The organism is Terrabacter koreensis, assembly GCF_054783315.1.
On record NZ_BAAGQU010000015.1, the window covers coordinates 39,631 to 63,075 of the forward strand.

The 23,445-nt window shown below is 72.0% G+C and carries 15 protein-coding genes; 7 read left to right on the forward strand and 8 right to left on the reverse strand.

Annotated elements, in window-relative coordinates:
• Positions 1-5: 5 nt before the first annotated feature.
• The 7 genes from ACYVNR_RS21205 to ACYVNR_RS21235 all read right to left on the reverse strand — a co-directional run bounded on the left by ACYVNR_RS21205 (position 6) and on the right by ACYVNR_RS21235 (position 9,330).
• Positions 6-929: a carbon-nitrogen hydrolase family protein gene (locus tag ACYVNR_RS21205; protein ID WP_045187497.1), complete on the reverse strand. Its 924-nt coding sequence runs from the start codon at positions 927-929 to the stop codon at positions 6-8.
• Positions 930-931: 2 nt separating this feature from the next.
• Entirely contained in the window at positions 932-1,603 is a 672-nt protein-coding gene (locus ACYVNR_RS21210; RefSeq protein ID WP_461050872.1) for an SRPBCC family protein, read from the reverse strand.
• The gene (gene cutA, locus ACYVNR_RS21215) at positions 1,600-4,059 is read right to left on the reverse strand and encodes an aerobic carbon-monoxide dehydrogenase large subunit (RefSeq protein ID WP_461050874.1); all 2,460 of its coding nucleotides are present in this window, start codon (positions 4,057-4,059) and stop codon (positions 1,600-1,602) included. Before cutA ends, ACYVNR_RS21210 begins: the two co-directional genes overlap by 4 nt.
• Entirely contained in the window at positions 4,056-4,628 is a 573-nt protein-coding gene (locus ACYVNR_RS21220) for a (2Fe-2S)-binding protein (protein WP_458802991.1), read from the reverse strand. Before ACYVNR_RS21220 ends, cutA begins: the two co-directional genes overlap by 4 nt.
• Positions 4,625-5,587, reverse strand: coding sequence for an FAD binding domain-containing protein (locus tag ACYVNR_RS21225; protein WP_461050877.1), 963 nt, complete (start codon positions 5,585-5,587; stop codon positions 4,625-4,627). Before ACYVNR_RS21225 ends, ACYVNR_RS21220 begins: the two co-directional genes overlap by 4 nt.
• 155 nt (positions 5,588-5,742) lie before the next feature.
• Positions 5,743-7,191 (reverse strand): uracil-xanthine permease family protein, encoded by a 1,449-nt coding sequence (locus ACYVNR_RS21230; protein WP_045187492.1) that lies wholly within the window; start codon positions 7,189-7,191, stop codon positions 5,743-5,745.
• Between the two features lie 384 nt (positions 7,192-7,575).
• Positions 7,576-9,330 (reverse strand): helix-turn-helix domain-containing protein, encoded by a 1,755-nt coding sequence (locus tag ACYVNR_RS21235; RefSeq protein ID WP_461050879.1) that lies wholly within the window; start codon positions 9,328-9,330, stop codon positions 7,576-7,578.
• A 60-nt stretch (positions 9,331-9,390) separates the two neighbouring features.
• Between ACYVNR_RS21235 and ACYVNR_RS21240 the strand changes: the two genes are divergently transcribed.
• Together ACYVNR_RS21240 and ACYVNR_RS21245 are read left to right on the forward strand one after the other, a co-directional pair.
• The gene (locus ACYVNR_RS21240; RefSeq protein WP_461050881.1) at positions 9,391-10,320 is read left to right on the forward strand and encodes an oxamate carbamoyltransferase subunit AllH family protein; all 930 of its coding nucleotides are present in this window, start codon (positions 9,391-9,393) and stop codon (positions 10,318-10,320) included.
• The gene (locus tag ACYVNR_RS21245) at positions 10,313-13,282 is read left to right on the forward strand and encodes a bifunctional FdrA/YlbE family protein (RefSeq protein WP_461050883.1); all 2,970 of its coding nucleotides are present in this window, start codon (positions 10,313-10,315) and stop codon (positions 13,280-13,282) included. The genes ACYVNR_RS21240 and ACYVNR_RS21245 overlap by 8 nt, the downstream gene beginning before the upstream one ends.
• A gap of 99 nt (positions 13,283-13,381) precedes the next feature.
• Here the strand turns inward: ACYVNR_RS21245 and ACYVNR_RS21250 are convergent, their stop codons facing one another.
• The gene (locus tag ACYVNR_RS21250) at positions 13,382-14,404 is read right to left on the reverse strand and encodes a hypothetical protein (RefSeq protein WP_461050885.1); all 1,023 of its coding nucleotides are present in this window, start codon (positions 14,402-14,404) and stop codon (positions 13,382-13,384) included.
• 268 nt (positions 14,405-14,672) lie between these two features.
• On the opposite strand from ACYVNR_RS21250, the gene ACYVNR_RS21255 reads away from it, so the two are divergent.
• The 5 genes from ACYVNR_RS21255 (at position 14,673) to ACYVNR_RS21275 (ending at position 23,419) form a co-directional block, all read left to right on the forward strand.
• A complete protein-coding gene (locus ACYVNR_RS21255; RefSeq protein ID WP_461050887.1) occupies positions 14,673-16,409 on the forward strand; it encodes a sialidase family protein in 1,737 nt (578 codons plus the stop codon).
• A 150-nt stretch (positions 16,410-16,559) separates the two neighbouring features.
• The gene (locus ACYVNR_RS21260) at positions 16,560-18,455 is read left to right on the forward strand and encodes an ABC transporter ATP-binding protein (protein ID WP_461050890.1); all 1,896 of its coding nucleotides are present in this window, start codon (positions 16,560-16,562) and stop codon (positions 18,453-18,455) included.
• Positions 18,452-20,467, forward strand: a complete 2,016-nt coding sequence (locus tag ACYVNR_RS21265) for an ABC transporter ATP-binding protein (protein WP_461050892.1) — start codon at positions 18,452-18,454, stop codon at positions 20,465-20,467. The genes ACYVNR_RS21260 and ACYVNR_RS21265 overlap by 4 nt, the downstream gene beginning before the upstream one ends.
• 307 nt (positions 20,468-20,774) lie before the next feature.
• A complete protein-coding gene (locus ACYVNR_RS21270; RefSeq protein ID WP_461050894.1) occupies positions 20,775-22,034 on the forward strand; it encodes an NAD(P)/FAD-dependent oxidoreductase in 1,260 nt (419 codons plus the stop codon).
• A 173-nt stretch (positions 22,035-22,207) separates the two neighbouring features.
• A complete protein-coding gene (locus ACYVNR_RS21275; protein ID WP_461050896.1) occupies positions 22,208-23,419 on the forward strand; it encodes a glycosyltransferase family 4 protein in 1,212 nt (403 codons plus the stop codon).
• Positions 23,420-23,445 lie beyond the last annotated feature (26 nt).

The following is a 23,445-nucleotide window of genomic DNA, read 5'->3' on the forward strand; positions in this document are numbered from 1 at the left end:
GGGGGTCAGCCGGCCTCACCGCGGTGGATGGGGGCGTGCGGGAACGGCGTCTCGGCGGCGCCCTCGAGCTCGGCCCGGTGGTTGCGGATGAGGTCGAGGTTGCGGTCGCGCAGGTGGTCGAACGCCTGGCCGACGTTCGAGCCCGGCGTCAGCGAGGCCAGCGCCTCCGCCGGGTCGAGGCGGGCGGTGACCCAGCCCGGGTGCGTCGCAGCCTTGGCCACGATGTGCCCCACCGGGGTGACGATGTGCGAGTTGCCGAAGTAGAGCACGCCGGCGGGGTCCTGCCCGACCGCGTTCGCGCCGATGACGTAGACGTGGTTGTCGTAGGCGCGGGCCCGAGAGGTGAGGTCCCAGATGTCGGCCGAGCGCAGCAGCGCCGACGGCCGGCAGATGACCTCGGCGCCCTGCACGGCCTGGATGCGCGAGAGCTCGGGGTAGTCGCCGTCGAAGCAGATGATCATGCCGATGCGGCCGAGGTCGGTGTCGCACACGGTCACGGTGTCGCCGGGCGTGACCCAGCCGCCGCCGGTGACGATCTCGGAGCAGAACGGGTGCGTCTTGCGGTAGACGCCGAGCACCTCGCCGGCGGGGTCGATGAGCACCGACGAGTTGTAGACGACGCCGCGCTCGGGGCCGCGCTCGTAGGTGCCGACGCACAGGTGCACGCCGAGCTCGCGCGCCGCCGCCTGGAACGGCTCGGTCATCGCGCCGGGCAGCTCGGTGACGAGGTCCCAGAGCTCCTCCTTGGAGCAGCCGGGCGTGAAGCCGGTCGTCGCGGTCTCGGGGAGCACGACGAGCTCGGCCCCGGTGGCCTCGACACACGTGCGCGTCATGTCGATGCACGCGTCGATGTTGGCGCGGATCGTGTCGGGCGACAGCTTCTCGGGGACGGGGGCCACCTGCACGGCGGCAGCGGTGAAGGCGCGCATCGTCAGCCCCTCCCGATCGCCCAGCCGACGACGACGCCGACGATCGCGACCACGCCCCCGGTGACGACCCCGAGGGCGTAGTCGCGAACTCTGGACCCCTCAGCGGGGGCGGGCCGGCCGGCATACACGGTGCCCGTGCCGCTCGGCTGCGTGACGGCAGACCCAGCAGGTATGCCGCCTGCTGCCGCGGGTGCCGCGGGCGCGATCCCGCTCGGGGCTGCTGCGCCCGGGCGGACGCCGGCGATGTCGGCGTCGACCGCCGAGAAGAACTGTCCGGCCATCTTCTTCGTCACGCCGGCGAGCATGCGCTGCCCGACGCCGCCGATGACGCCACCGACCGCTGCATCGGCGTCGTAGGTGAGGTCGGTGCCGCCGGCCGCGCTGGGCGCGAGCCGCACGACGACGTCGGCGTCGACGGTGCCGGGAGCGCCTGCGCCGGAGGCCTTCATCGTGAAGGAGTCGGGGTGCTGCGGGTCGCGCAGCGAGACCTCGCCGTCGTAGGTGCCCCTGATCGCGGCCACGCCCGCCGTGACGGTCATCGCGTAGTGGTCGGGGCCGAGCTCGGTGAGGCGCTCGCAGCCGGGGAGGCAGCGGGCGAGCACGCCCGGGTCGTGGAAGGCGTCCCAGACCTGCTGGGGATCGGACGCGAGGGTCGCGGATCCGGAGATCTTCATGACGTCGGCTCCTTCGGTGACGTGCTGGACGAGCTGGACGAGCGTGGAGTGCTGGCCTGACGGTGCAGGGAGGGGACCTCGCCGGCGGCGTGCCGGCGGCGCAGCTCCCACAGGTCGTTGGGCGAGATCGGCATGCGGGCGATGGGGAAGCCCTCGGCGTCCTCGATGGCGGAGGCGATGACGGCCGACACAGGGATGCACCCGGCCTCGCCGGCACCCTTGATGCCCAACGGGTTCAGCGGTGACGGTGTCTCGAGGTGGTCGGCCTCCACCGTCGGCACCTCGGAGGCGTAGGGCATGAGGAAGTCCATGAAGCTCGCGTTGAGCAGCTGCCCCGACTCGTCGTAGGCCATCCGCTCGTAGAGCGCGCCGCCGACCCCCTGCGCGACGCCGCCGTGCACCTGACCCTCGACGATCATCGGGTTGATCATCGTGCCGCAGTCGTGGATGACGCAGTAGCGCAGGATCTTGATCTCGGCCGTGACCGGGTCGGTCTCGACGATCGCGGCGTGCATGCCGTTGGCGAAGGTGGCCTGCGTGGGGGAGTAGAAGCCCTTGCCCTCGAGCCCGGGCTCCTCGCCCTCGGCGACCGGCGGCTTGTCGGGGTCGAAGGTTCCGGCGAACTGCGTTGCGGCGCGGGCGGCCTCGTCGAACGCGTACCTAAGCGGGTTGGACAGCACCGAGACGGTGCCGAGGCTCATCGACGTCGCCGGGGCGCCCTTGACGCGCACGGTTCCCTCGACGATCTCGAGGTCGTCGGGAGACACCTCGAGGGCGTCGGCCGCGATGCGCAGGGCCTTCTCGCGCACCTTGCGGGTCGCGATCGCGATGGCGCTCCCGCTCATGACGGCGGCGCGCGACGCGAACGTGCCCACGGCATACGGCATCTTGCGGGTGTCGCCGGTGGTCACGTGGACGTCCTCGAGGCGTACGCCGAGCTCCTCGGCGACGATCTGGGCGAAGACGGTCTCGTGGCCCTGGCCCTGCGACGTCAGGCCGGTGGACACGTTGACGCGGCCGCTCGTCTCGACCTGGATGTGGCCGCCCTCGTAGGGCCCGACACCGGTTCCCTCGACGTAGCAACCGATCCCGAGCCCGACCTTGCGTCCCTCCGCCTCGGCCGAACGCCGGTAGTCGGCGAAGTCGTCCCAGCCCACGAGCTGCTTGAGCTTGGCCAGGCTGGCCGGGAAGTCGCCCGAGTCGTACCTGAGCGGGCGGCCGTCCTGGAAGAGCAGGCCGTGGTCGTAGGGCATCTCGCTCGGCAGGATGAAGTTGCGCGAGCGCACCTCCGCCCGGTCGAGGCCGAGGGCGTCGGCGATGGCGTCCATCGTGCGCTCCATCGCGAAGCAGCCCTGCGGTCGGCCGGCGCCCCGGTAGGGCGTCACGAGAACGGTGTTCGTGTAGAGCGACCAGAACTCGCAGCGGTAGGCGCCGGGCTTGTAAGGCCCCAGCAGCTGGGTCGAGGTGATGATCGGGACGATGATGCCGTAGGGGGTGTAGGCGCCGTTGTCGTGCCAGAACTTCACGTCGAGGCCGAGCACGCGGCCCTCGTCGTCGAAGCCGACGGTGACCTGCTGGAGCTGGCCGCGCTCGTGCGCCGAGCTGATGAAGTGCTCGCGGCGGTCCTCGGCCCACTTGACCGGGCGGTCGAGCAGCCTTGCGGCCCAAGGGACGAGCACCTCCTCGGGCCACGGGTGCATGATCTTGACGCCGAAGCCGCCGCCGACGTCGGGCGCGATGCACTCGACCTTTGCCAGCGGCAGGTCGAGCTTCGCGGCGACGGCGGCGCGCACCCCCGTCGACGTCTGGGTGGAGGAGTACATCCGCAGCTCGCCGCGCTCGCGGTCCCAGCGGGCGTAGACGCCCTTGCCCTCCATGGGCATGCAGGCGCTGCGCTCGATGTCGAGCTCGAGCGTGAGGGTGTGCGGCGCCGTCGTTAGCGCCGTGTCGACGTCGCCGACCTCCTGCAGCATGTGCGCAGCGACGTTGCCGGGCACGTCGTCGTGGACGAGGCGCTCGCCGTCGCGCGCCGACTCGATGCCGACGACGACGGGCAGCTGCTCGTAGGTGACGCGGATGCGCTGGCAGGCGTCCTCGGCGACGTAGCGGTCGGTCGCCACGACCATCGCCACGGGCTCGCCGACGTGGTTGACCTCGTCACGGGCGAGGGCGTAGCCGGTGCGGCCGTGGGTCAGGGTCGGGTGCGGGATGAGCAGCGGGAGGGGCTCGCCGACACGGCCGGGGAGGTCCTCGTGCACGTAGATGCCGACGACACCCTCGACGTCGATCGCGTCGGACGCGTCGATGTCGACGATGCGGGCGTGGGCGTGCGGGCTGCGCACGAAGGCGGCGGCCAGGGCGTCGTGGCCGAGGTCGTCGAGGTAGCGGCCGCCGCCGGTGACGAGCCGAGGGTCCTCCTTGCGCCTGATCGGCGCGCCGAACATCTGCGTCGTCATGAGCTCTCCTCACCGGCCTGCTCATCGGCCCGCTCGTCGGCCCGCTCCGCCTTGATCTCGGCGGCGCGCAGCACGCTCTTGACGATGTTCTGGTAGCCGGTGCAGCGGCACAGGTTGCCCGAGATCGCCTCTCGCGCCTGCTCGCTCGTCGGCGACGGATTCTCGTCCAGGTAGGCGGTGACGGTCGTGAGGAAGCCCGGCGTGCAGAAGCCGCACTGCAGGCCGTGGCACTCGGCGAACGCCTGCTGGACGGGGTTCATCGACTCGCCGGTCGGGGCGACGCGCGCGTCGGGCGCCGAGCAGAGGCCCTCCACCGTCGTGATCGCGTGGTCCTGGGCCGTGACCGCGAACATCAGGCACGAGCGCATCGGGGCGCCGTCGACGAGCACGGTGCACGCGCCGCAGACGCCGTGCTCGCACCCGACGTGCGTGCCGGTGAGCTCGAGGTCGTGGCGGAGGAAGTCGGACAGGAGGCGGCGCGCCGGCACCCGGGCCGACCGGCGTATGCCGTTGACCCTGACTGTCACGTCGTGGATCGTCTCGCCGGCCATCTGCGTGGTGTCGGTCATGACTGGACTCCTGAATCCGTCGGGTGCTCACTTTCGTGCGTCGGGAACTGGGCACTCGACGAAGGGGTGGGGCTCTCTCCCGTCGAGTGCTCACTTTCGTGCACGGCGCGGGGGAGGACCCGGCGGGTCAGCTCGGTGACGAGCATGCGGCGGTACTCGGCCGTGGCGTGGATGTCGCCCTCGGGGTCGACGTGCTCGTGCACGGCCTCGGCAGCTGCGTCCACGGCGGCCGCCCACGCGTCGCCACCGGGCTCGACGCCGACGAGCGCCGGCCCGAGGTCGAGCACCGAGGGCACGTCGGTGACCGACACGAACGAGGCCCGGGCCCCGGACACGACGCCGTCGGTGACCGTCACGGCCACGCCCACCCCGGCCATCGCGTAGTCGCCGTGCCGGCGGGCGGCCTCGACGAACGCGGTGCCGGTGCCGGCGGCGAACCGGCGGAAGCGCACCGCCACGGCGAGCTCCTCGGCCTCGAGCGAGGTCTCGAGCGCGCCGAGGAAGAAGTCGCGCCAAGGGATCTCACGCGGGCCGGAGGGCCCTGCGGCCTCGACGACGCCTTCGGTGAGGGCGAGGATCGCCGGCATCTCGCCGGCGGCGTCGGCGTGCGCGATGGAGCCGACCGTGGTGCCGCGGTTGCGGATCGCCGGGTGCGCGACGTTGACGAGCGCCTGGCGCAGGAGCGGGAGGGCGGCATACGCCTCCTCGGACCGCTCGAGGCCGGCGTGGCGCACGAGGGCGCCGACGCGTACGGCCCCGGGGGTGACCTCGACGGCGTCGAGACCCGCGACGCGGTTGATGTCGACGAGGTGGGCCGGTGAGGCCAGGCGCATGTTGAGGATCGGGATCAGGCTCTGCCCGCCCGCGAGGACCTTGCCGTCGTGGCCGACCTCGGTGAGGACGGCGACGGCTTCCTCGACGCTGAGGGGAGCGTGGTGCTCGAAGGGGGCGGGCTTCACCGAACTGATCCTGCCTTCCGATCCGGCTTCGTACTAGTGATGGTTGTGCATCGCTGACCGTGCGCTTTTGGCAACTCTTGCCCTGAACGGCCGTGGGCCCCCGACTCGACGTCGAGGGCCCACGGCGACGTGCGATGCGTCGCGTCCGGACGGCGTCAGCGGCGCCGGTCCGGGCCGCCGGGCGCGTCCTGGTAGAGGTCGTCGATGCCGTCGGCGTCGCCGTAGTCACCCTCGCGCTGGCCGAGCGAGATCATCGTCCCTCCGGCCGCGTCGGCGCGTTCTCGCAGGTCGGCCGGTGCCACGGCGCGGGCGACGTGGAACGCCCCGACGGCGATGATGGTGCCGAGCGCGATGCCGCTCAGCGTGAAGCTGTCGGTGAAGACGAGCTTCACGTCACCGATGCCGATGACGATGCCGGCCGCGACCGGGACGAGGTTGATCGGGTTGCCGAAGTCGACCCCGTTCTCCTTCCAGATCTTCGCGCCGAGCAGGCCGATCATGCCGTAGAGCACGACGGTGATGCCGCCGAGCACACCACCGGGAACCGACGACACGAGCGCTCCGAACTTCGGCGAGAGGCCGAAGACGATGGCCACGATCGCGGCGACGTAGTACGCCGCGGTCGAGTAGACGCGGGTCGCGGCCATGACGCCGATGTTCTCCGCGTACGTCGTCGTCGGCGAGCCGCCCACGGACGACGCGATCACCGTGCCCACGCCGTCTGCGGCGATGGCGCGACCCATGTACGGGTCGAGGTCGGCCTTCGTCATCTCGGCGACGGCCTTGACGTGGCCCGTGTTCTCGGCGATGAGCGCGATGACCGCCGGCAGCACGAGGAGGATCGCCGCGACCGAGAACGACGGGGCGTGGATGCCGACGAGCGGCTTTCCGTCGGCGCCCAGCGTGCCGGTGCTCGGCGGCAGGCCGAACCACGGCTGGCTCGCGAGGTTGTCGAAGTTGGTGCGGAAGTGCGTCGTGATCTTGCCGGCACCGGCGTCGAAGCTCGTGATCTGGCCGAAGGCCTTGTCGAAGATCCACGAGATGATGTAGCCGAAGATGAGGGCGAGGAAGACCGCGATGCGCGAGATGAAGCCCTTGAAGGCGACGGCGCAGATGATCGTGAACGCCATGACGAGCAGCGCCACCCACTGGTCCTGGGGCCAGTAGATGTTGGCCACGACGGGCGCGAGGTTGAAGCCGATCAGCATGACGACCGCGCCGGTGACGACCGGCGGCAGCACCTTGTGCAGGATCGAGGACCCGAGGAAGTGGATCGCGATGCCCACGAGCGCGAGCACGAGGCCTGCCACGAGGATCGCGCCGGTGACCTCCTGCGAGGTGCCGCCCTGCGCGCGGATGGCCGCGACGCCGCCGACGAAGCTCGCCGACGTGCCGAGGTAGCTCGGCACCTTGCCGTTGACGATCAGCAGGAAGCAGATCGTCGCGATGCCGCTCATCATGATCGCGAGCTGCGGGTTGAGCCCCATGACGAGGGGGAAGACGAACGTCGCACCGAACATCGCTACGACGTGCTGGGCGCCGAGGCCCACGGTCTTGCCCCACGACAGCCGCTCGTCAGGGGCGACGACGTCGTCGGGGCCCATGGTCCTGCCGTCCCCGTGAAGTTTCCAGCCCAAAGCCATTCCGACTCCTATGGTTGCCGCATCGGGTGATGCGGGTCACGTCCCACTCCGGGATGGGCGAAAACTACTCCCACATCAGGGGATTGCGTTCGTCAAACGTTGATACACGCCGACGGAGTGCCTCTGGCACTACCTGACGTATGCCGTCTGCCCGACTTGTCGGGGTCGCGTGCGGTCCGTGGAGGTTCGCACCCCCTCACCGGGGTCCGATGTCGCACGGAGGCGTCCTGCCGCCCGGCTGACATCGAGAAAGCAATCCGCCCCTCAGCGCTGGGAGGCGGCTCACCGCGTGAACCGGGACGGATTGCTTTTTCGATGTGGGGGTGTGGCGCGCTCTTTCGATTCTCAGATGCCGCGCATCTGGTGGATCTTGAGCGCGAGGGCGAGGGTCAGGCGCAGGTCGGGGTCGGTCGTGAAGGGGCCGAGGATCTTCTCGAGCTTGCCGATGCGGTAGCGCAGCGTGTTGTAGTGGAAGAAGAGCAGCCGCGCCGTCTCGGCGACGTTGAGGTTGGTGTCGAGCAGCACGCCGAGGGTCTCGCGCAGCCCGGCGTACTCCGGCGACTCGTCGGTGGCCAGCTCTCGCAGCGACTCGGCGACGAACCGCCGTAGGTCGGCGCCGTCGGGGATGAGCGCGAGCAGCCGGTAGATGCCGAGGCCGTCGACGTGGGTGAGGGCGCCGTCGCCGTGCATCTGGCGCCCGACCGTGACGGCCGAGAGCGCCTCGTCGTACGCCTGGGGCAGGGACGCGACGGACACGAACGGCCGCGAGACGCCGGCCGAGAAGCTGCGCCGGCCGCCGCCACCGTCGCCGCGGACGACCCGGACGTACTCGCCGACGACGCGCATGACCTGGTCGGTGTCGGCCCGCGGGGGCACGCCGATGAGCGCGACGACCTCGCGGCTGAAGCCCATGACGGGGGAGCGGGCGTCGCGCACCGTGACGGCGTGCGTCCAAGCGCGGGCGAACCGCTGCTGGAGGAAGCGCACCTCGTCGGCGTCGCGGGTCGAGCGGTCGTCGTCCTCGTCGGTCTCGGCGACGACGACGACCATCGGCCGGTTGATGTCCCAGCCGAGCGAGCTGGCGTGCGCGACGGCCTCGGCGGGAGACCCCGCGCGGCCGGCGAGCGCGTCGCGCAGGAACTCGGCGCGGTACTTGCTCTCGACCGCCGAGACGGCCTGGTCCTTGGTGATGGCGAGCGCGGCCACGGTGGCGGCGCGCTCGAGGAGGCGCACGTCGTCGACGGTCAGGCGCCGGTGGGCGCAGAAGGCGATGAGCACGCCGTGGTCGAGGTGGCCGGCGACGATGCGCACGGCGGCCCGGTTCGCGGTCGGGCCGTCGGGTCGCGGCCCCATCGGCTCGTTCTCGGTGAGCAGGCGGCCGGTCCGGTCGAAGCACTCGAGGCCCGTGGCGTGCTCGAGCTCGCGGGCCGAGCCGGCTCGGGCGATGACCCGGCCGTCGGTGGTGGTCACCATGACGGCCCCGTCGAGGAAGCCGACGACCTGCTCGCAGAGGTCGTCGAGCGAGCCGCCCGCGAGCACGATCTGCACGAGCGCCCGGTCGGCGTCCTCCAGACGGCGCAGCACGGCGGTCTGGTGCTCGAGGATCGCGGTGAGCACCTCGGTGGTGAACGTCGCCATGTGGTCGAGCGGCACGTCGATGAGCGGGAGGCCCGTCGCCTCGGCGGCCTTGGCCACGGCTGCCGCGGTGCGGCCGGTGAGCCCCGAGACGACGATCCCCGCGGCCGAGGCGCCCTCGAGCTCGGTGAGGACGTCGTGGAGGCCGCGGCCGTGCTCGGCGAGGGCTGCGGCGTCGGCCAGGACCAGCCGGTGGGTCAGCCGGGTTCCGGCCGAGGCGTCGCGCAGGGCGGTGCGCAGCGGCGCCGTGCTGTCGACCGTGACGTCGAGCCGGCTCGGCTCGGAGCGCACCGACCCGTGGGCCGTCGCCGCGAGCCCCGCGATCAGCCGCAGGGAGATGCCCGACACCTCGGCCTCCGCGTCGCCGCCGACCGCGTGTGTGTCGAGGCCCGCGGCGGCGGGCGCCCCGTCGCCGAACGCATTGTCGCCCCCGACCACGTCGTCTCCGGGACCTGCCTCTGGCAAGTCCCCATCTGCACGGGCCCGATCGTTGGCAACTTTCACCATGAGCGCACCCTACGCCGCGTGGATAGCGTCACGTCAGCGGACCGCGCCGGGCGGACCGTGCCGTACGTGGGCACTCGTGCGGCATACGCGCGGGAACGGCGGGAGGTGCACGCCCCCATGGACGACGGGCTCGACGTGACGTTGCTGCCGGCCTCGATGTCGCCCCTCCTGGCGGCCGAGGTCGCCGGTGCCCCGCGCCGGCGCCGCGTCGTGGCCGCGTTCCCGACCTGCCTCTACGTCGAGCTCGGCGCCCACGAGCGGGTGCTCGCGCTGCTCGCCTCCGACGCTCTGGCGCTGCCGATCGGGCTGCGCCTCGCGCTGCCGGCGGCCGAGGTCGACTGGGGTCTCGAGGCCGGCGCGCACGTCGTCGTCGGGCAGGGCCGCGTACGCCTTCCGCGGGCTGACGTCGTCGCCGCGCGGTTGCAGCACCCACCGCGCGTGCGGCCTGCGCAGCGCCGCCCCGGGCCCCCGACCGGCCTGCGCGAGCCGGGCGTGCTCGGCGACCTGGCCCACGAGCTCGCCACCGCGGCGCTCGCCGGGCGCTCCGTCGACGCCGGGGTGCGCGGCCTCCTCGGCGCCGGTCGCGGGCTGACACCCAGCGGTGACGACGCGATCTGCGGACTTCTGCTCGCCCTGGGCGCCGTCGACGCTCCCCGCGCGCGCCGGGCGCACGCGGCCGTCCTCGCCGAGGTGCGCGCCCGACTCACCGCGACGACGAGCCTGTCCGCCGCCCTCCTCGTGGCGGCCGGCGCCGGGTATGCCGTCCCCGACGTCGTGCGCCTCGTCACCGGCCTCGTGTCCGGCGTCGCTGCACCCGAGCTCGTCGACCGGGTGCTCGCGATCGGGCACTCGTCCGGCCGTGACCTGCTGTCCGGCGTCACCGGCACCCTGCGTGCCCTAGACGCCTCCCTCGAGACCACCCCCCAGGAAGGAGCCTGCCGTGGCTGACCACGTCGAGCTGAGAAGCGGTGCCTACTTCGACTCGGTGACCCTGATGCAGGTCTCCCGCACGGTCGCCTCGGCGCCCGGGGTCGAGGCGGCGCAGGTCGCCATGGCGACCGAGCTCAACCTCGAGGTGATCCGCGGCATGGGCTTCGACGTGCCGGGCTCGGCACCGAACGACCTCGTCGTGGCGATCCGCGGCGACGAGGACGGTGTGGCTGCCGGGCTGTCGGCTCTCGAGGGCGCGTTGACCCAGAAACGCTCTGCCGCAGGCGGTTCGGGCTTGGGGGAGGCGCCGCAGCCGCGCACGCTCGGTGGTGCGATCAGGCTGTCCGGTGCGGACCTCGCGCTCGTCTCGGTGCCGGGTGAGCACGCGGTCACCGAGGCCCTCGATGCAGTCCGCGCGGGCATCTCCGTGCTCGTCTTCTCCGACAACGTGCCCGCCGAGGACGAGGTGGCACTCAAGGACGCCGCAGCGCGCGCGGGTGTGCTCGTCATGGGCCCCGACTGCGGCACCGCTGTCGTCGGCGGGGTCGCACTCGGCTTCGCCAACGTCGTGCGGCAGGGCTCCGTCGGCGTGGTGGCGGCGTCGGGCACCGGGGCGCAGCAGGTGATGTGCCTGCTCGACGCGGCCGGAGTCGGCATCAGTCACTGCCTCGGCGTGGGCGGTCGCGACCTCTCGTCCGCGGTCGCTGCACGCTCGACGAGGCAGGCGCTCGCCGCGCTCGCCGCCGACCCCGCCACCGAGTCGATCCTCATCGTGTCCAAGCCGCCGGCCCCCGAGGTCCTCGCCGACCTGGAGGCGTATGCCGCCGGGCTGGGCAAGCCGGTCCACTGGGCGACGCTGGGGGCCGGGCGTCCCGACCTCACCGCTGCGGTCGAGTCGGCCCTCGGTCGGCCGGGCGGCACGACCGAGCGCGACTGGCCGGAGTGGGCCGGGGCGTCGAGTGACGAGGTGGGCTCCGGGTCGCTGCGCGGCCTCTTCTGCGGCGGCACCCTCGCCGACGAGGCGATGCTCATCGCCGCGGAGTCCCTCGGCGACGTGCGCTCCAACATCCCGCTGCGCCCCGAGCTCGCCCTCGGTGCCGACCTGCGCGACAGCGGCCATGTCGTGATCGACTTCGGCGACGACTCGATGACCCAAGGGCGCGCCCACCCGATGATCGACCCGTCGCTGCGCCTCGAGCGCATCGCCGCGGAGGCGGCCGACCCCACCTGCGGCGTGCTGCTGCTCGACCTCGTGCTCGGGCACGGCGCGCACCCCGACCCGGCCCCGGAGCTGGCCGACGCCATCCACGCCGCCCGCGAGACGGCGGCCGCCGACTCGCGGAACCTGCCCGTCGTGGTGTCGCTCACGGGCACGACGGGCGACCCGCAGGGGCTGGAGCGGTGCGCCGAGACGCTTGCCGCCGCGGGCGCCACCGTGCTGCTGTCCAACGCGCTGGCGACCCGGCACGCCATCCACCTGCTCGGGCACCAGACCGCGCCGGTGCCGACGACACCCGGCGAGACGGCATACGCAACCGGGGAACCGGCCGCAGCGGCAGGCCCCGAGCCCTTGGGTGGACTGCTCACCCAGGATGTCTCCGTCGCGACCGTCGGCGTGTCCCTCTTCGCGGATGCGCTTCGGGCACAGGCGGTCGCGGTCACCGAGGCGGCGTGGCAGCCGCCGATCGCCGGCACGTCCGGTGACCTCGCCCGCGTGCTTGCCGACCCGAGGCGCGACGAGGCCAACGCCGAGGCCCTGCGCCGGATGGTCGCGGCCGGAGCCGACCTCGTCGACGTGCGACCGGCGTCGGAGGCGCTCGGACTCGAACGCGGCACCTTCCTGCATGCGGGTCCGCCGATCGAGTTCGCCCGCGCCTCGGGGCCGCTCAAGGGTGCGCTCATCGGCGCGATGCTCTTCGAGGGCCTCGCCGACACGGCTGAGGAGGCCGAGGCGAAGCTCGAGAAGGGCGACGGCATCACGCTCGAGCCGTGCCACCACCGCGACGCGGTCGGGCCGATGGCGGGGGTCATCAGTCCGTCGATGTGGGTCTACGAGCTGCGCGACGAGGTGCACGACAACACGTCGTGGTGCTCGCTCAACGAGGGGCTCGGCAAGGTGCTGCGCTACGGCGCCTACGGGCCCGAGGTCATCGACCGGCTGCGGTGGATGAACACCGTGCTCGGCCCGATCCTCCAGCATTCCGTGCGCACCCGAGTCGGGCTCGAGGGCGCCATCGACATCAAGGCGATCATCGCCCAGATGCTCCAGATGGGCGACGAGGGCCACAACCGCAACCGCGCCGGCTCGCTCATGCTGCTGCGCGAGCTGCTGCCGACGATGATCACCGCCGACGCGCCGTCGAGCGACATCGCCGAGGCGGTGCGCTTCTCCGGGGCCAACGAGCACTTCTTCCTCAACCTCGGCATGCCCGCCTGCAAGCTGAGCACCCTTGCCGCTCATGGCATCCCGGGTTCGTCCGTGGTGACGACCATGGCGCGCAACGGCACCGACTTCGGCATCCGCGTGTCCGGCACGGGCGACGAGTGGTTCACCGGTCCGGCCAACACCCCGGAGGGGCTGTTCCTCGGGTCCTACGGCCCCGACGACGCCAACCCCGACATCGGTGACTCGGCCATCACCGAGACGGCGGGCATCGGCGGGTTCGCCATGGCGGCGGCCCCGGCCATCGTGAAGTTCGTCGGTGGCGACGTGCCGTTCGCGCTGCGGGCCACGCAGACGATGTACGAGATCACGACGGGGGAGCACACGGCCTACCAGGTGCCGATCCTCGAGTTCCGCGGCACGCCGACCGGCATCGACGTCACCTCGGTGGCGCGCACCGGCATCCTCCCGCAGATCAACACCGGCATGGCCGGGCGCGTCGCGGGCACGGGACAGGTCGGGGCCGGGCTCGTCACCCCACCCGAGCAGTGCTTCACACAGGCGATGTCGGCGCTCGCGAAGGCCGCCCGGGCCTGACGACCCCCTCGAGTGCTCACTTCCCGACGCCCGTGCGCCGTCGAGTGCTCACTTCCCGACGCCCGTGCGCCGTCGAGTGCTCACTCACGCCGTCCGCGCTCAAGCCCAGCGCGCCCGCCGCCTGTCGTCCCGCGCGATGGCAGCGTCGATGGCATGGCGCGAGAAGAAGTGTGGATCGGTGTCCTGAAGTGTCAAGGCCGACTCCGGCACGCCCAGCTCGTGGGCAAACCGCCGAACAAGCGCCCATCGTGCGCTCGCTCCCGCCATGTCGGCCGCCCAGATCTCGATGACGGTCCATCCGTCGCGCGTGAATCGACGGCGTCGTGTCTTGTCGCGCGCCCGTTGTTCAGGTGCGGAATGGAACTCCGCGCCCTGGTACTCGCCGATGACACGAACCTTGCGGCCGTCTGGGAGGTCGAACTGCCAGACCAGATCGCCGAAGCCGAGGAGCACCTTCGGATTCCAGGACGCGTAGACGGGTTGGTTGGGGGTCGGCTCTGGAAGGCCCCCGCGCACCAACATGATCCGGGCCTGTGTCTCTCGTGGCGACCAGGAGTTCACGCGGATGAGCTCCAGCGCCTCCGTCAGCAGCTTCTTGCCCCGAGGCCTGACCCGTCTCGCCAACGCCTTCCTCAGCGGGCTGACGCTCTTCAGGGCCGTGGCGCACGCGTCACCGACAACGATGGCATCGTCCAACCCCATCGGCTTGCCCCGCCCGACCAGCTCACCGAGATCGACCCAGGTGTCGTCCAGCGCGATGACCGGCAGCCCGTGCGCCCGGGTGACGGATCGGGGGTGGAGAGCCCGGTGGCCGACCACCCCGCTGCGGCGCACGTGTGCCGTGTCAATGGGGCGACACACGTGCAGCCGGTCATCGGCCTCGAGGGCGTAGGACAACGGAAGGCCGTGAAGCTGCGCTGACGTCACGTGAGAGAACGCCGTCATGTCGGGCAGGACGCAGCGAAGTGCCATGGCCCGCTCGATGAGGGTCGTCGGCGGATCAACGGAGCGAACTCCTCGGAATGGACGGTCCAGGTGGTCGGCGGCGAGCTCACGATCGGTGAAACCGAGCGCCCGCCCGTGGACGACTGAGAACGGCGTGGACGGCAGGTAAACGGTCATGGCGCCGAGGCTGACCCGCTCCGCCGCCGGGCGCCCACGCTGGCAACGCGGTCTGTGGAGAACCGCGCCCAGTGCCTTGGGGGTGGGGATGGCCGCTCTCAGGAAGTGGGCACTCGAGCGGAGGGGGTGTGTCGGGAAGTGAGCACTCGACGGGAGGGGCGGGGACGTCTTGTCGTCGACGTCCGGGCGGGAGCACTCTGGGAGGTGGCCGCCGCGGGCGCCGACGCCGACGACCGACATCAACCACCCCCGATGATCGGACCACACCATGCGTCGACCTCGAATCATCACCGCTGCGCTGGCATCCCTGGCCACCGCCCTCACAGGTGCCGCAGTCGCAGTCGCCGCGCCATCCGACGCCCTTGTCGGCAACGGAAGCCCGGTGACGCCCTTCTCCCAGAACAAGCAGAACGAACCCGCCGTCGCGATCGACGCGCACGCGCCGACGGTCGTGGCCGCCGGGTCGAACGACGAGATCGACGAGGAGGGATGCGCCGCCGGTGATCCGACGACCTGTCCCTTCACCGACGGCGTCGGCGTCTCCGGCATCTACTTCTCCACGACCAGTGGAGCTTCGTGGGTCCAGCCCACCTACACCGGCTGGAGCGCGCGCGGCTGCCTCGGCCCTGCGGCCTGCCAGCCGGTGGTCGGCCCCATCGGCACGCTCCCCGGCTACTTCGAGGCCGGCCTCGCCTCCGACGGCGACCCGGCCCTGGCCTTCGGCCCGCGACCCGACGCCTCCGGACACTTCTCCTGGGACAACGGCTCGCGCCTCTACTACGCGAACCTCGCGGCGAACTTCCCCCGGTCCGGAGCCTTCAAGGGCTTCGAGGCCATCGCCGTGTCGCACACCGACGACGCCGCCAGCGCGTCGGCGACGCACAACCCGACGTGGTCGGCACCCGTGGTCATCTCCAAGCAGTCGTCGACGACCTTCTCCGACAAGGAGCAGATCTGGTCGGACAACGCGTCGAGCAGCCCCTTCTTCGGCACGACCTACGTGTGCTGGGCGACCTTCCGCAGCAACAGCCGCGGCAACGCCCTCCCGACCCCGCTCATCGTGTCGGTCTCGCGCGACGGCGGCGCCACGTGGACGAGCCGGCAGGTGAGCCCGGCGACGAACAACGGCGTCAACTCCCAGCCCGACGGCTGCACCGTCCGCACCGACAGCCACGGCAACGTGTACGTGTTCGGCATCGCCACGAGGAACGGGACCAGCTACGAGGCGATGTACCGCTCGACCGACGCCGGCACGCACTTCACCGGCCCGACGCTCATCGCGAAGGTCACGAGGCCCGGCGTGTTCGACCCGGTCCAGGGGCGGCCGGTCATGGACGGTCTCGGCGGCGCCCGGGTGGACCTCGCGTCGGCACCGAGCGTCGACATCGCCAACGGTGCCCCGACGGGCGTCGATGCGACGGACGAGATCGTCATGACCTGGGTGGACGGGGCAGCGGGGCTGAACAACGAGCAGCTCATGGTCGAGACCCTGCGCAACGGTGGCACCCTCCGCGACGGTCCGCACAGCGTGCCTCTCGCCGAGGGCGACCGTCCCGTCTTCGCGGCACCGGCCATCTCACCGAACGGCACCGATGCGTACATCGTGTACAACGCCTTCACGACGCAGTACCGCAACGACACCACCACGCCACGCGGCCTCGTTGGCTCGGTGCTGCACAGTGACGTGGACGGCGGTGCGCTGACCGGCTTCGGGGAGCTGTCCCGTGGGCAGGTCGGGGACCCACGCGGTTCATCCGCGAACGCCCTGACCGACGAGTTCCTCGGCGACTACGTGTATGCCGCCGCCTCCCGCACCGGTGTCGTGGCCGTCTGGAACGACGTCCGGGACGCCGACCACTGCCCGGCGGTCGACGCGTACCGGGCAGCGCTCTACACGAACCCGGCCGCCACCCGGCCCGCCGTCGCGACGCAGTGCACCGGCACGTCGGCCCGCTTCGGCAACAGCGACATCCGTTCGGCGGCCCTGGCCGACCCCACCCCGTGACAGCGCACGCCACGGCATCCATCACGGCATACGCCACGGCATACGCCACGGCATACGTGACCGACGCCTGAGTGCTCACGACCGACGCCGACCCGCCGGCCGAAAAACCGGTGGGTCGGTGTCGGTGGCCCGGCCTAGGGTGGACGGGCCATGCGAGACTTCCCGCCCCAGACCCGGGCCTACACCGACCGCGGCGCCGAGGCGCCCGACACCCGCACGCCGCGGGCCTTCCTGTGGTGGCTGGTCCGCCAGAACGGCGGGCTCTTCGTCGCCGGTCTCGTCGTCGCGCTCATCTGGATGGTGCCGCAGACGGTCGGGCCGTGGATGGTGGGTCGGGCCATCGACACCGGCATCGTCGCCGGCGACACCGCGGTGACGACGCGCTGGGTGCTCGCGCTCGCGGCCGTCACCCTCTTCGGCGCGTGCAGCGGCATCGCGTTCCACACCGTCATCGTGCGCGAGTGGCTCATCGCCCTCTACGGCACGACGAAGCTCGTCACTCGCAAGGCTCTCCAGCTCGGTCACGTGCTGACGCGGCGCACCCCGACGGGTGAGGTGCTGTCGGTGAGCGGCAGCGACGGCGACCAGTTCGGCGCGCTCATGGAGATCACGACGCGAGCCATCTCGCAGCTCGTCGCCTATCTCGTCGTCGCCGGCATCGTGCTCACCACGTCCGTACGCATGGGCGTCCTCGTGCTCGTCTCCGCGCCGCTGCTCGTCCTCCTCGGCATGCCGCTGCTGCGTCCGATGCAGCGCTGGCAGGGCGTCGAGCGCTCGCGCAACTCCGAGCTGACCTCGATGTCGACCGACATCGTGGGCGGCCTGCGCATCCTGCGTGGCATCGGCGGCGAGGACACCTTCGGCGGCAACTACGCCGGCCAGTCCCAGCGCGTGCGTCAGTCGGGGGTCTCCGCCGGCCGCTGGCTGGCCGCGGTCGAGTCCGTCGGAGTGCTGCTCTCGGGTGGGTTCGTGGTCGCGCTCATGTGGCTCGGCACCCGCGAGGTCGCCCAGGGCCGGCTCACCGTCGGCGAGCTCGTCAGCTTCCTCGGCTACGGCCTCTTCCTCATCCAGCCGATGCGCACCTTCGTCGAGTTCGCCCAGAAGTGGACGCGCTCGGTGGTCTCGGCGCGCAAGGCGATCGCCGTGCTGGGCCAGCGGCCCCCGTGGGTGCACCCCGACGAGCCGGAAGCCCTGCGCACTGGCGGCGACATCGTCGACGAGGCGTCCGGCGCGGTGATCCGGCCGGGCATCCTGACGATGGTCGTGTCGGCCGTGCCCGACGACTCCGCGGCGCTCGCCGACCGGCTCGGCCGCTACCTGCCGAGCGACGAGGGAGCGCTCGTCAGCGACGAGATCCCCGAGGAGCTCAAGGGCCGTGCCGCCCGACGCGAGCGTTCTGCCCGCGCCGTCGCCCGCGAGGAGCAGGCCCGCCGTGACGAGGAGCGCGCCCGGCAACCCTGGGGCGTCACCGTCGACGGGGTCGACCTCTCGCAGGTGCCCCTCGACGACGTACGCCGCCACATCCTCGTGAGCGACACGTCGCCCCAGGTCTTCGCGGGCACCCTGCGCTCGGCCGTCGACCCGCTCGGCCGGCTCACGCTCGAGCAGGCCGAGCGCGCCCTGCACACCGCTGCTGCCGACGACGTCTTCGACGCGCTGCCTGGCGGCTGGCAGGGCGAGCTCGAGGAGCGCGGGCGCGGCCTGTCCGGCGGGCAGCGTCAGCGGCTCGTCCTCATGCGCGCGCTCGCGGCCGACCCCGACGTGCTCGTGCTCGTCGAGCCCACGTCGGCCGTCGACGCCCACACCGAGGCCCGCATCGCCGAGCGTCTCGGCGCCCACCGCGAAGGGCGCACCACCGTCGTGATGACCGCCTCGCCGCTGCTGCTCCACCACGCCGACGAGATCGTCCTGCTCGAGGGCGGCGTCGTCACCGCGCGCGGTCGGCACGCCGACCTGCTCGCCGACTCACCGGCATACCGCTCGGTCGTCGTGCGCGGCGAAGGCGACGTGTCGGTCCTCGCTCACCACTCCGAGGAGTCCCGATGAGCCGCCCCGACGGCACCGCGACGAGCACGTATGCCGTCTCGCCCGACCCGTCGCCCACGCACGTCTCGCTCCTGCCGCCAGAGCTCGCCGCCGAGTCGGCGCGCACCTGGGACGGTGCGGCGAACGTGCCCGCGGTGCCCGACGAGCTGCGCCCGCCCGAGGCGGCGAGCGTCGCCGAACGCCTGTCGGCGCTGCGGCGTCGGCACCTGCTGCGCGAGCGACGGGCGCAGGAGTTCGTCGCCGACACGATGAACGCCCGCAAGGGCCTGCCCATCGCCGACAACCGCAGCGTCGTGCGCTTCATCGGCCGGCTGCTCGGCCAGGAGCGGCTGCTCGTCGTCGCGGTCGTCGTCGCCAACGCCCTCGCGGCCACGGCCGGCCTGCTCGTGCCGCGCCTGTTGGGCGAGCTCGTCGACTCGACCGTCACCGACGTGCAGGCCGGCCGGGTCGACGCGGCGCTCGCCGGCGCGAACACCGCGGCCCTGGTGGTCGCCGGGCTCGTCCTCGTGCAGGGCGTGTTCACGCTCGCAGCCAAGACGTCCTCGGCCGTGCTGGGGCAGAGCGTCCTCGCCGCGGCCCGCGAGTACGTCGTGCGCGCGATCCTGCGCCTGCCGCTCTCGCGGGTCGAGAGCGCGAGCTCGGGCGACCTTGTGACGCGCGTGACCCGCGACGTCGGCACGATGAGCGAGAGCGTGCGCTGGGCGCTGCCCGAGTCGATCGTCGCCACCATCACGGTGGTGCTGACCCTCGTCGCGATGGTGAGCAACTCGGTGGCCCTGTCGCTGCCGTCGATCATCCTCATGGGTCTGGCGCTCATCCAGGTGCGCCGCTACCTGGGGCGGGCGCCCAAGGGGTACCTCACCGAGAGCGGCACCTACTCACGCATCAACACGACGCTCACCGAGACCGTCGAAGGGGCCCGCACCGTCGAGGCGCTGGGCCTGGCCGGCCACCGGCTGCGCCGCGGCGACGACGACATCGAGGTGTCGGGGCAGGCCGAGCGCTACACGATGACGCTGCGCAACCTGCTCTTCGCCGTCATGGACGTCGCGTTCAGCCTGCCGCGCGTGCTCGTGCTGCTCTTCGGTGCTGTGGGCTACGCACAGGGCTGGGCCTCGCTCGGGCAGATCACCACGGCGATCCTCTACACCGAGGCGCTGTGGGGCCCGTTCGACATGCTCGTCCACACCGTCGACCGGGTGCAGGTCGGCATCGCGTCGACCACGCGCCTGCTGGGCATCGCCACGGTGCCGCCCGACCGCGAGCCCGGCGACGAGCAGCCCTCCGGCCCAGAGCTCGTCGGCTCCGACCTGCGTTACGCCTACCGCGCCGACCATGACGTGCTGCACGGCATCGACCTGTCGCTGTCGACGGGTGAGCGGCTGGCCATCGTGGGCCCGAGCGGCTCGGGCAAATCGACGCTGGGGCGCCTGCTCTCCGGCATCCACGGCCCGCGCACCGGCTCGGTCACCGTGGGCGGGGTCGAGCTGACGTCGTTGCCGCTCGACCAGCTGCGCACCGAGGTCGCCCTCGTCACGCAGGAGCACCACGTGTTCATCGGCTCGGTCCGCGACAACGTCGTGCTCGCCCGCGAGGGGTCCACCGACGACCAGGTGCGCGACGCGCTGCGTGCCGTCGACGCGCTCGACTGGGTCGAGCGGCTGCCCGAGGGGCTCGACACCAAGCTCGGGTCGGGTCACCACGCGCTGACGCCGGGTCGCGCCCAGCAGATCGCGCTGGCACGACTCATCCTTGCCGACCCGCACACGATCGTGCTCGACGAGGCGACGTCCCTCATCGACCCGCGCACGGCCCGCCACCTCGAGGGCTCGATGAACGCGCTGCTCACCGGGCGCACCGTCGTCGCCATCGCGCACCGGCTGCACACCGCCCACGACGCCGACCGCATCGCCGTCGTCATCGACGGTCGGGTCGCCGAGCTCGGCAGCCACGACGAGCTGGTCGCTCGCGGCGGGGAGTATGCCGCCCTCTGGCGCGCCTGGACCTCCTGACCCGGCCGTAATCCCAGTCGACTGCTCAGTTTCCTTCGTGCGGCCGCCGTCGGGAAGTGAGCACTCGACGGTAGGTCCTGTTCGAGTGCTCACTTCCCGACGCGGGGCGACGCCGGAAACTGAACATTCGATGCACAACGCACGTCGAGTGCTCATCTCCCGACGCGGAGCGACGTCGGGAACTGAGCACTCGAGTTGGCAAGGTGTCGGGAACTGAGCACTCGAGTTGGTGGGGTCGGGCACTGAGCACTCGAGTTGGTGGGGGCGTTCGCTTCCCGCGGGGCGGTCGGCGTGTGAAGGTGTGGACATGACGACTGACACGTCCGGAGAGCAGGACCGCACGGCATACGTCCTCGTCGGCGGTGGGCTGGCCGCGGCGAAGGCCATCGAGGGAATCCGTGAGAGCGACACGAAGGGCAGCATCGCCCTCGTCGCCGAGGAGGACCGGCTGCCCTACGAGCGGCCGCCGCTGTCGAAGGGTGTGCTCAAGGGCGACGACGAGCCCGACAGCGCCTTCACCCACGACAAGGACTGGTACGACGAAAACGGTGTCGATCTGCACCTCGGCACCGCGGCGACGTCGCTCGACGCCGCCAACCACACGCTGAGCCTCGCCGACGGCCAGACGCTCGGCTACGAGAAGCTGCTGCTCGCGACCGGCTCGTCGGCGCGCGCGCTCGACGTGCCGGGCGCTGATCTGGACGGCGTGCTCTACCTGCGCGAGCTGCAGGAGTCGCAGGAGCTGAAGAAGCACCTCACCAAGGACGCTCGCATCGTCATCGTCGGCGCCGGCTGGATCGGGCTCGAGGTGGCCGCCGCTGCGGCCGAGGCCGGCGCGAGCGTCACGGTCATCGAGCCGCAGGCCGCCCCGCTGCTCGGCGTGATGGGCGAGCAGGTCGGCGGGTGGTTCGCCGACCTGCACCGCGGGCACGGCGTCGAGTTCCGCTTCGGCGAGGGCGTCGAGCGCATCGAGGGCGACGGCTCCGCGACCGGCGTCGTGACGAAGTCCGGTGACACCGTGCCGGCCGACGCCGTGGTCGTGGGCGTCGGCATCACGCCCAACACCGGGCTCGCCGACGGCGCCGGCATCACGACCGACAACGGCATCGTCACCGACCCGGGGTTGCGCACGTCGGCCGACGGGGTGTGGGCGGCCGGCGACGTCGCGAACTGGCGCAGCACCACGCTCGACACCAACGTGCGCGTCGAGCACTGGGCCAACGCACACGACGGCGGTCTCGCGGCCGGACGGTCGATGGCGGGCCAGGACGTCACCTACGACCCCATCCCGTTCTTCTACTCCGACCAGTACGACATCGGCCTCGAGTACGCCGGCTACGTGCCGCGCGGCAGCGGCGCCGAGGTCGTGCTCCGTGGCGACCCGAAGGGCAACGAGTTCATGGCGTTCTGGGTGCTGCCCGAGGGTGACGGCGTGCGCGTGCTCGCGGGCATGCACGTCAACGTCTGGGACACCATCGACGACGTGCAGCGGCTCGTGCGCGACCGCACGATCGTCGACCGCGCCCGCCTCACCGATCCCGACGTCCCGCTCAGTGACCTGAAGTGACCTGAGCGCTTTCGGCTCCGGCCGTCCGGGCCACGTCCGCCGAGGTGCGGAGGTGGCCCGGTCGTCCGTTCTGCACCCATCGCGGGCCGTCGTCTCCTACCCTCGGAGCGTGGCCTCGGAGCGTCGCCGAGGTGCCACGTGGCTCGGGGCGGGGAGGGGCAGGACGGAGGCCGATGGAGCACGCCAGGAAGGGGGAGACCGCCGCGGCTGCCACGGTGCCCGTCGTCACTCCCATCGCGCAGCTCGCCTACGTCTTCTCGGAGTACTCCGCCAAGACGGGCAACGCGATGTCGACGAAGATCCGCGCGCAGGCCAGGGCGCACGAGGCGATGGGTGGGCGCACTTACGTCGTCGTGAGCGATCGGCGCCGGCACGACTATCCGGAGGGCACGCTCGTGCGCTACGCGTCGACCCGCTCGCCGGCGCGCGAGTGGTTCACCGACGTCGAACGCCGGCTCGACGCCGCGTGCGGTCTCACGCTGGGGCGTCGTCCCTTCGTGGCCCGCTTTCACCGCGACGCCCTGGGCGCGGTGCCCGCCGACGCGAAGGCGCTCGTCGTCTACAACTACGCCGGCGCGATCACCCACCGGCTCGCTCGCGACTTCGACGGCAAGATCGTGCTGCACCTCGGCAACGACGTCTTCCGGTCGTGGCGTCCCGCGGAGGTCCGTCGCGTCATCGCGCGCACCCACGTGACCGTGGCCGTGAGCGACTACCTCGCTGAGACCGTCGTCGAGCGGCTCGGCTCGAGACCCGACAACCTCCATGTCCTGCGCAACGGCGTCGACACGGGCTGCTTCTCCCCGTCAGGCCGGCCGGCCGACCGACAAGGTATGCCGCCGACGATCCTCTTCGTCGGGAACGTCGTGCCGCACAAGGGAGCTCACAACCTCGTCGCGGCGGCACGCGTACTGGCTCGGACCACGCGCAACTTCCGGGTGCGGATCGTCGGCTCGTCCGGGCTGCGCCCCACCGAGGGGCTCTCGGCGTACGAACGCGAGCTGCGGCAGGCCGCGGCCCCGCTCGGCGACCTCGTCGAGTTCACCCCCTTCGTCGACCGGCACGCACTGCCCACCGTCTATGCCGACGCCGACGTCTTCTGCATGCCTGTCGACTGGCAGGAGCCGGCGGGGCAGGTCGTCACCGAGGCGATGGCGTCGGGGCTGCCGGTGGTGGCGGCCTGCAGCGGTGGCATCCCGGAGTATCTCGGCCCCGAGGGTGTCTACGTCGACCCGCGTCGCGCCGACCGGCTCGCCGAGGCGCTGCACGACCTCGTCACCGACCCTGGGGAGCGGGCGCGACGTGGCCGAGCCCTACGCCGCCGCGCCGAGTCGATGACGTGGGAGCGCAACGTGCAGGAGCTCATGCGGCTCGTCGGCGACTGAGCGCCGCCTCCCGAGGTCGTGCGGAC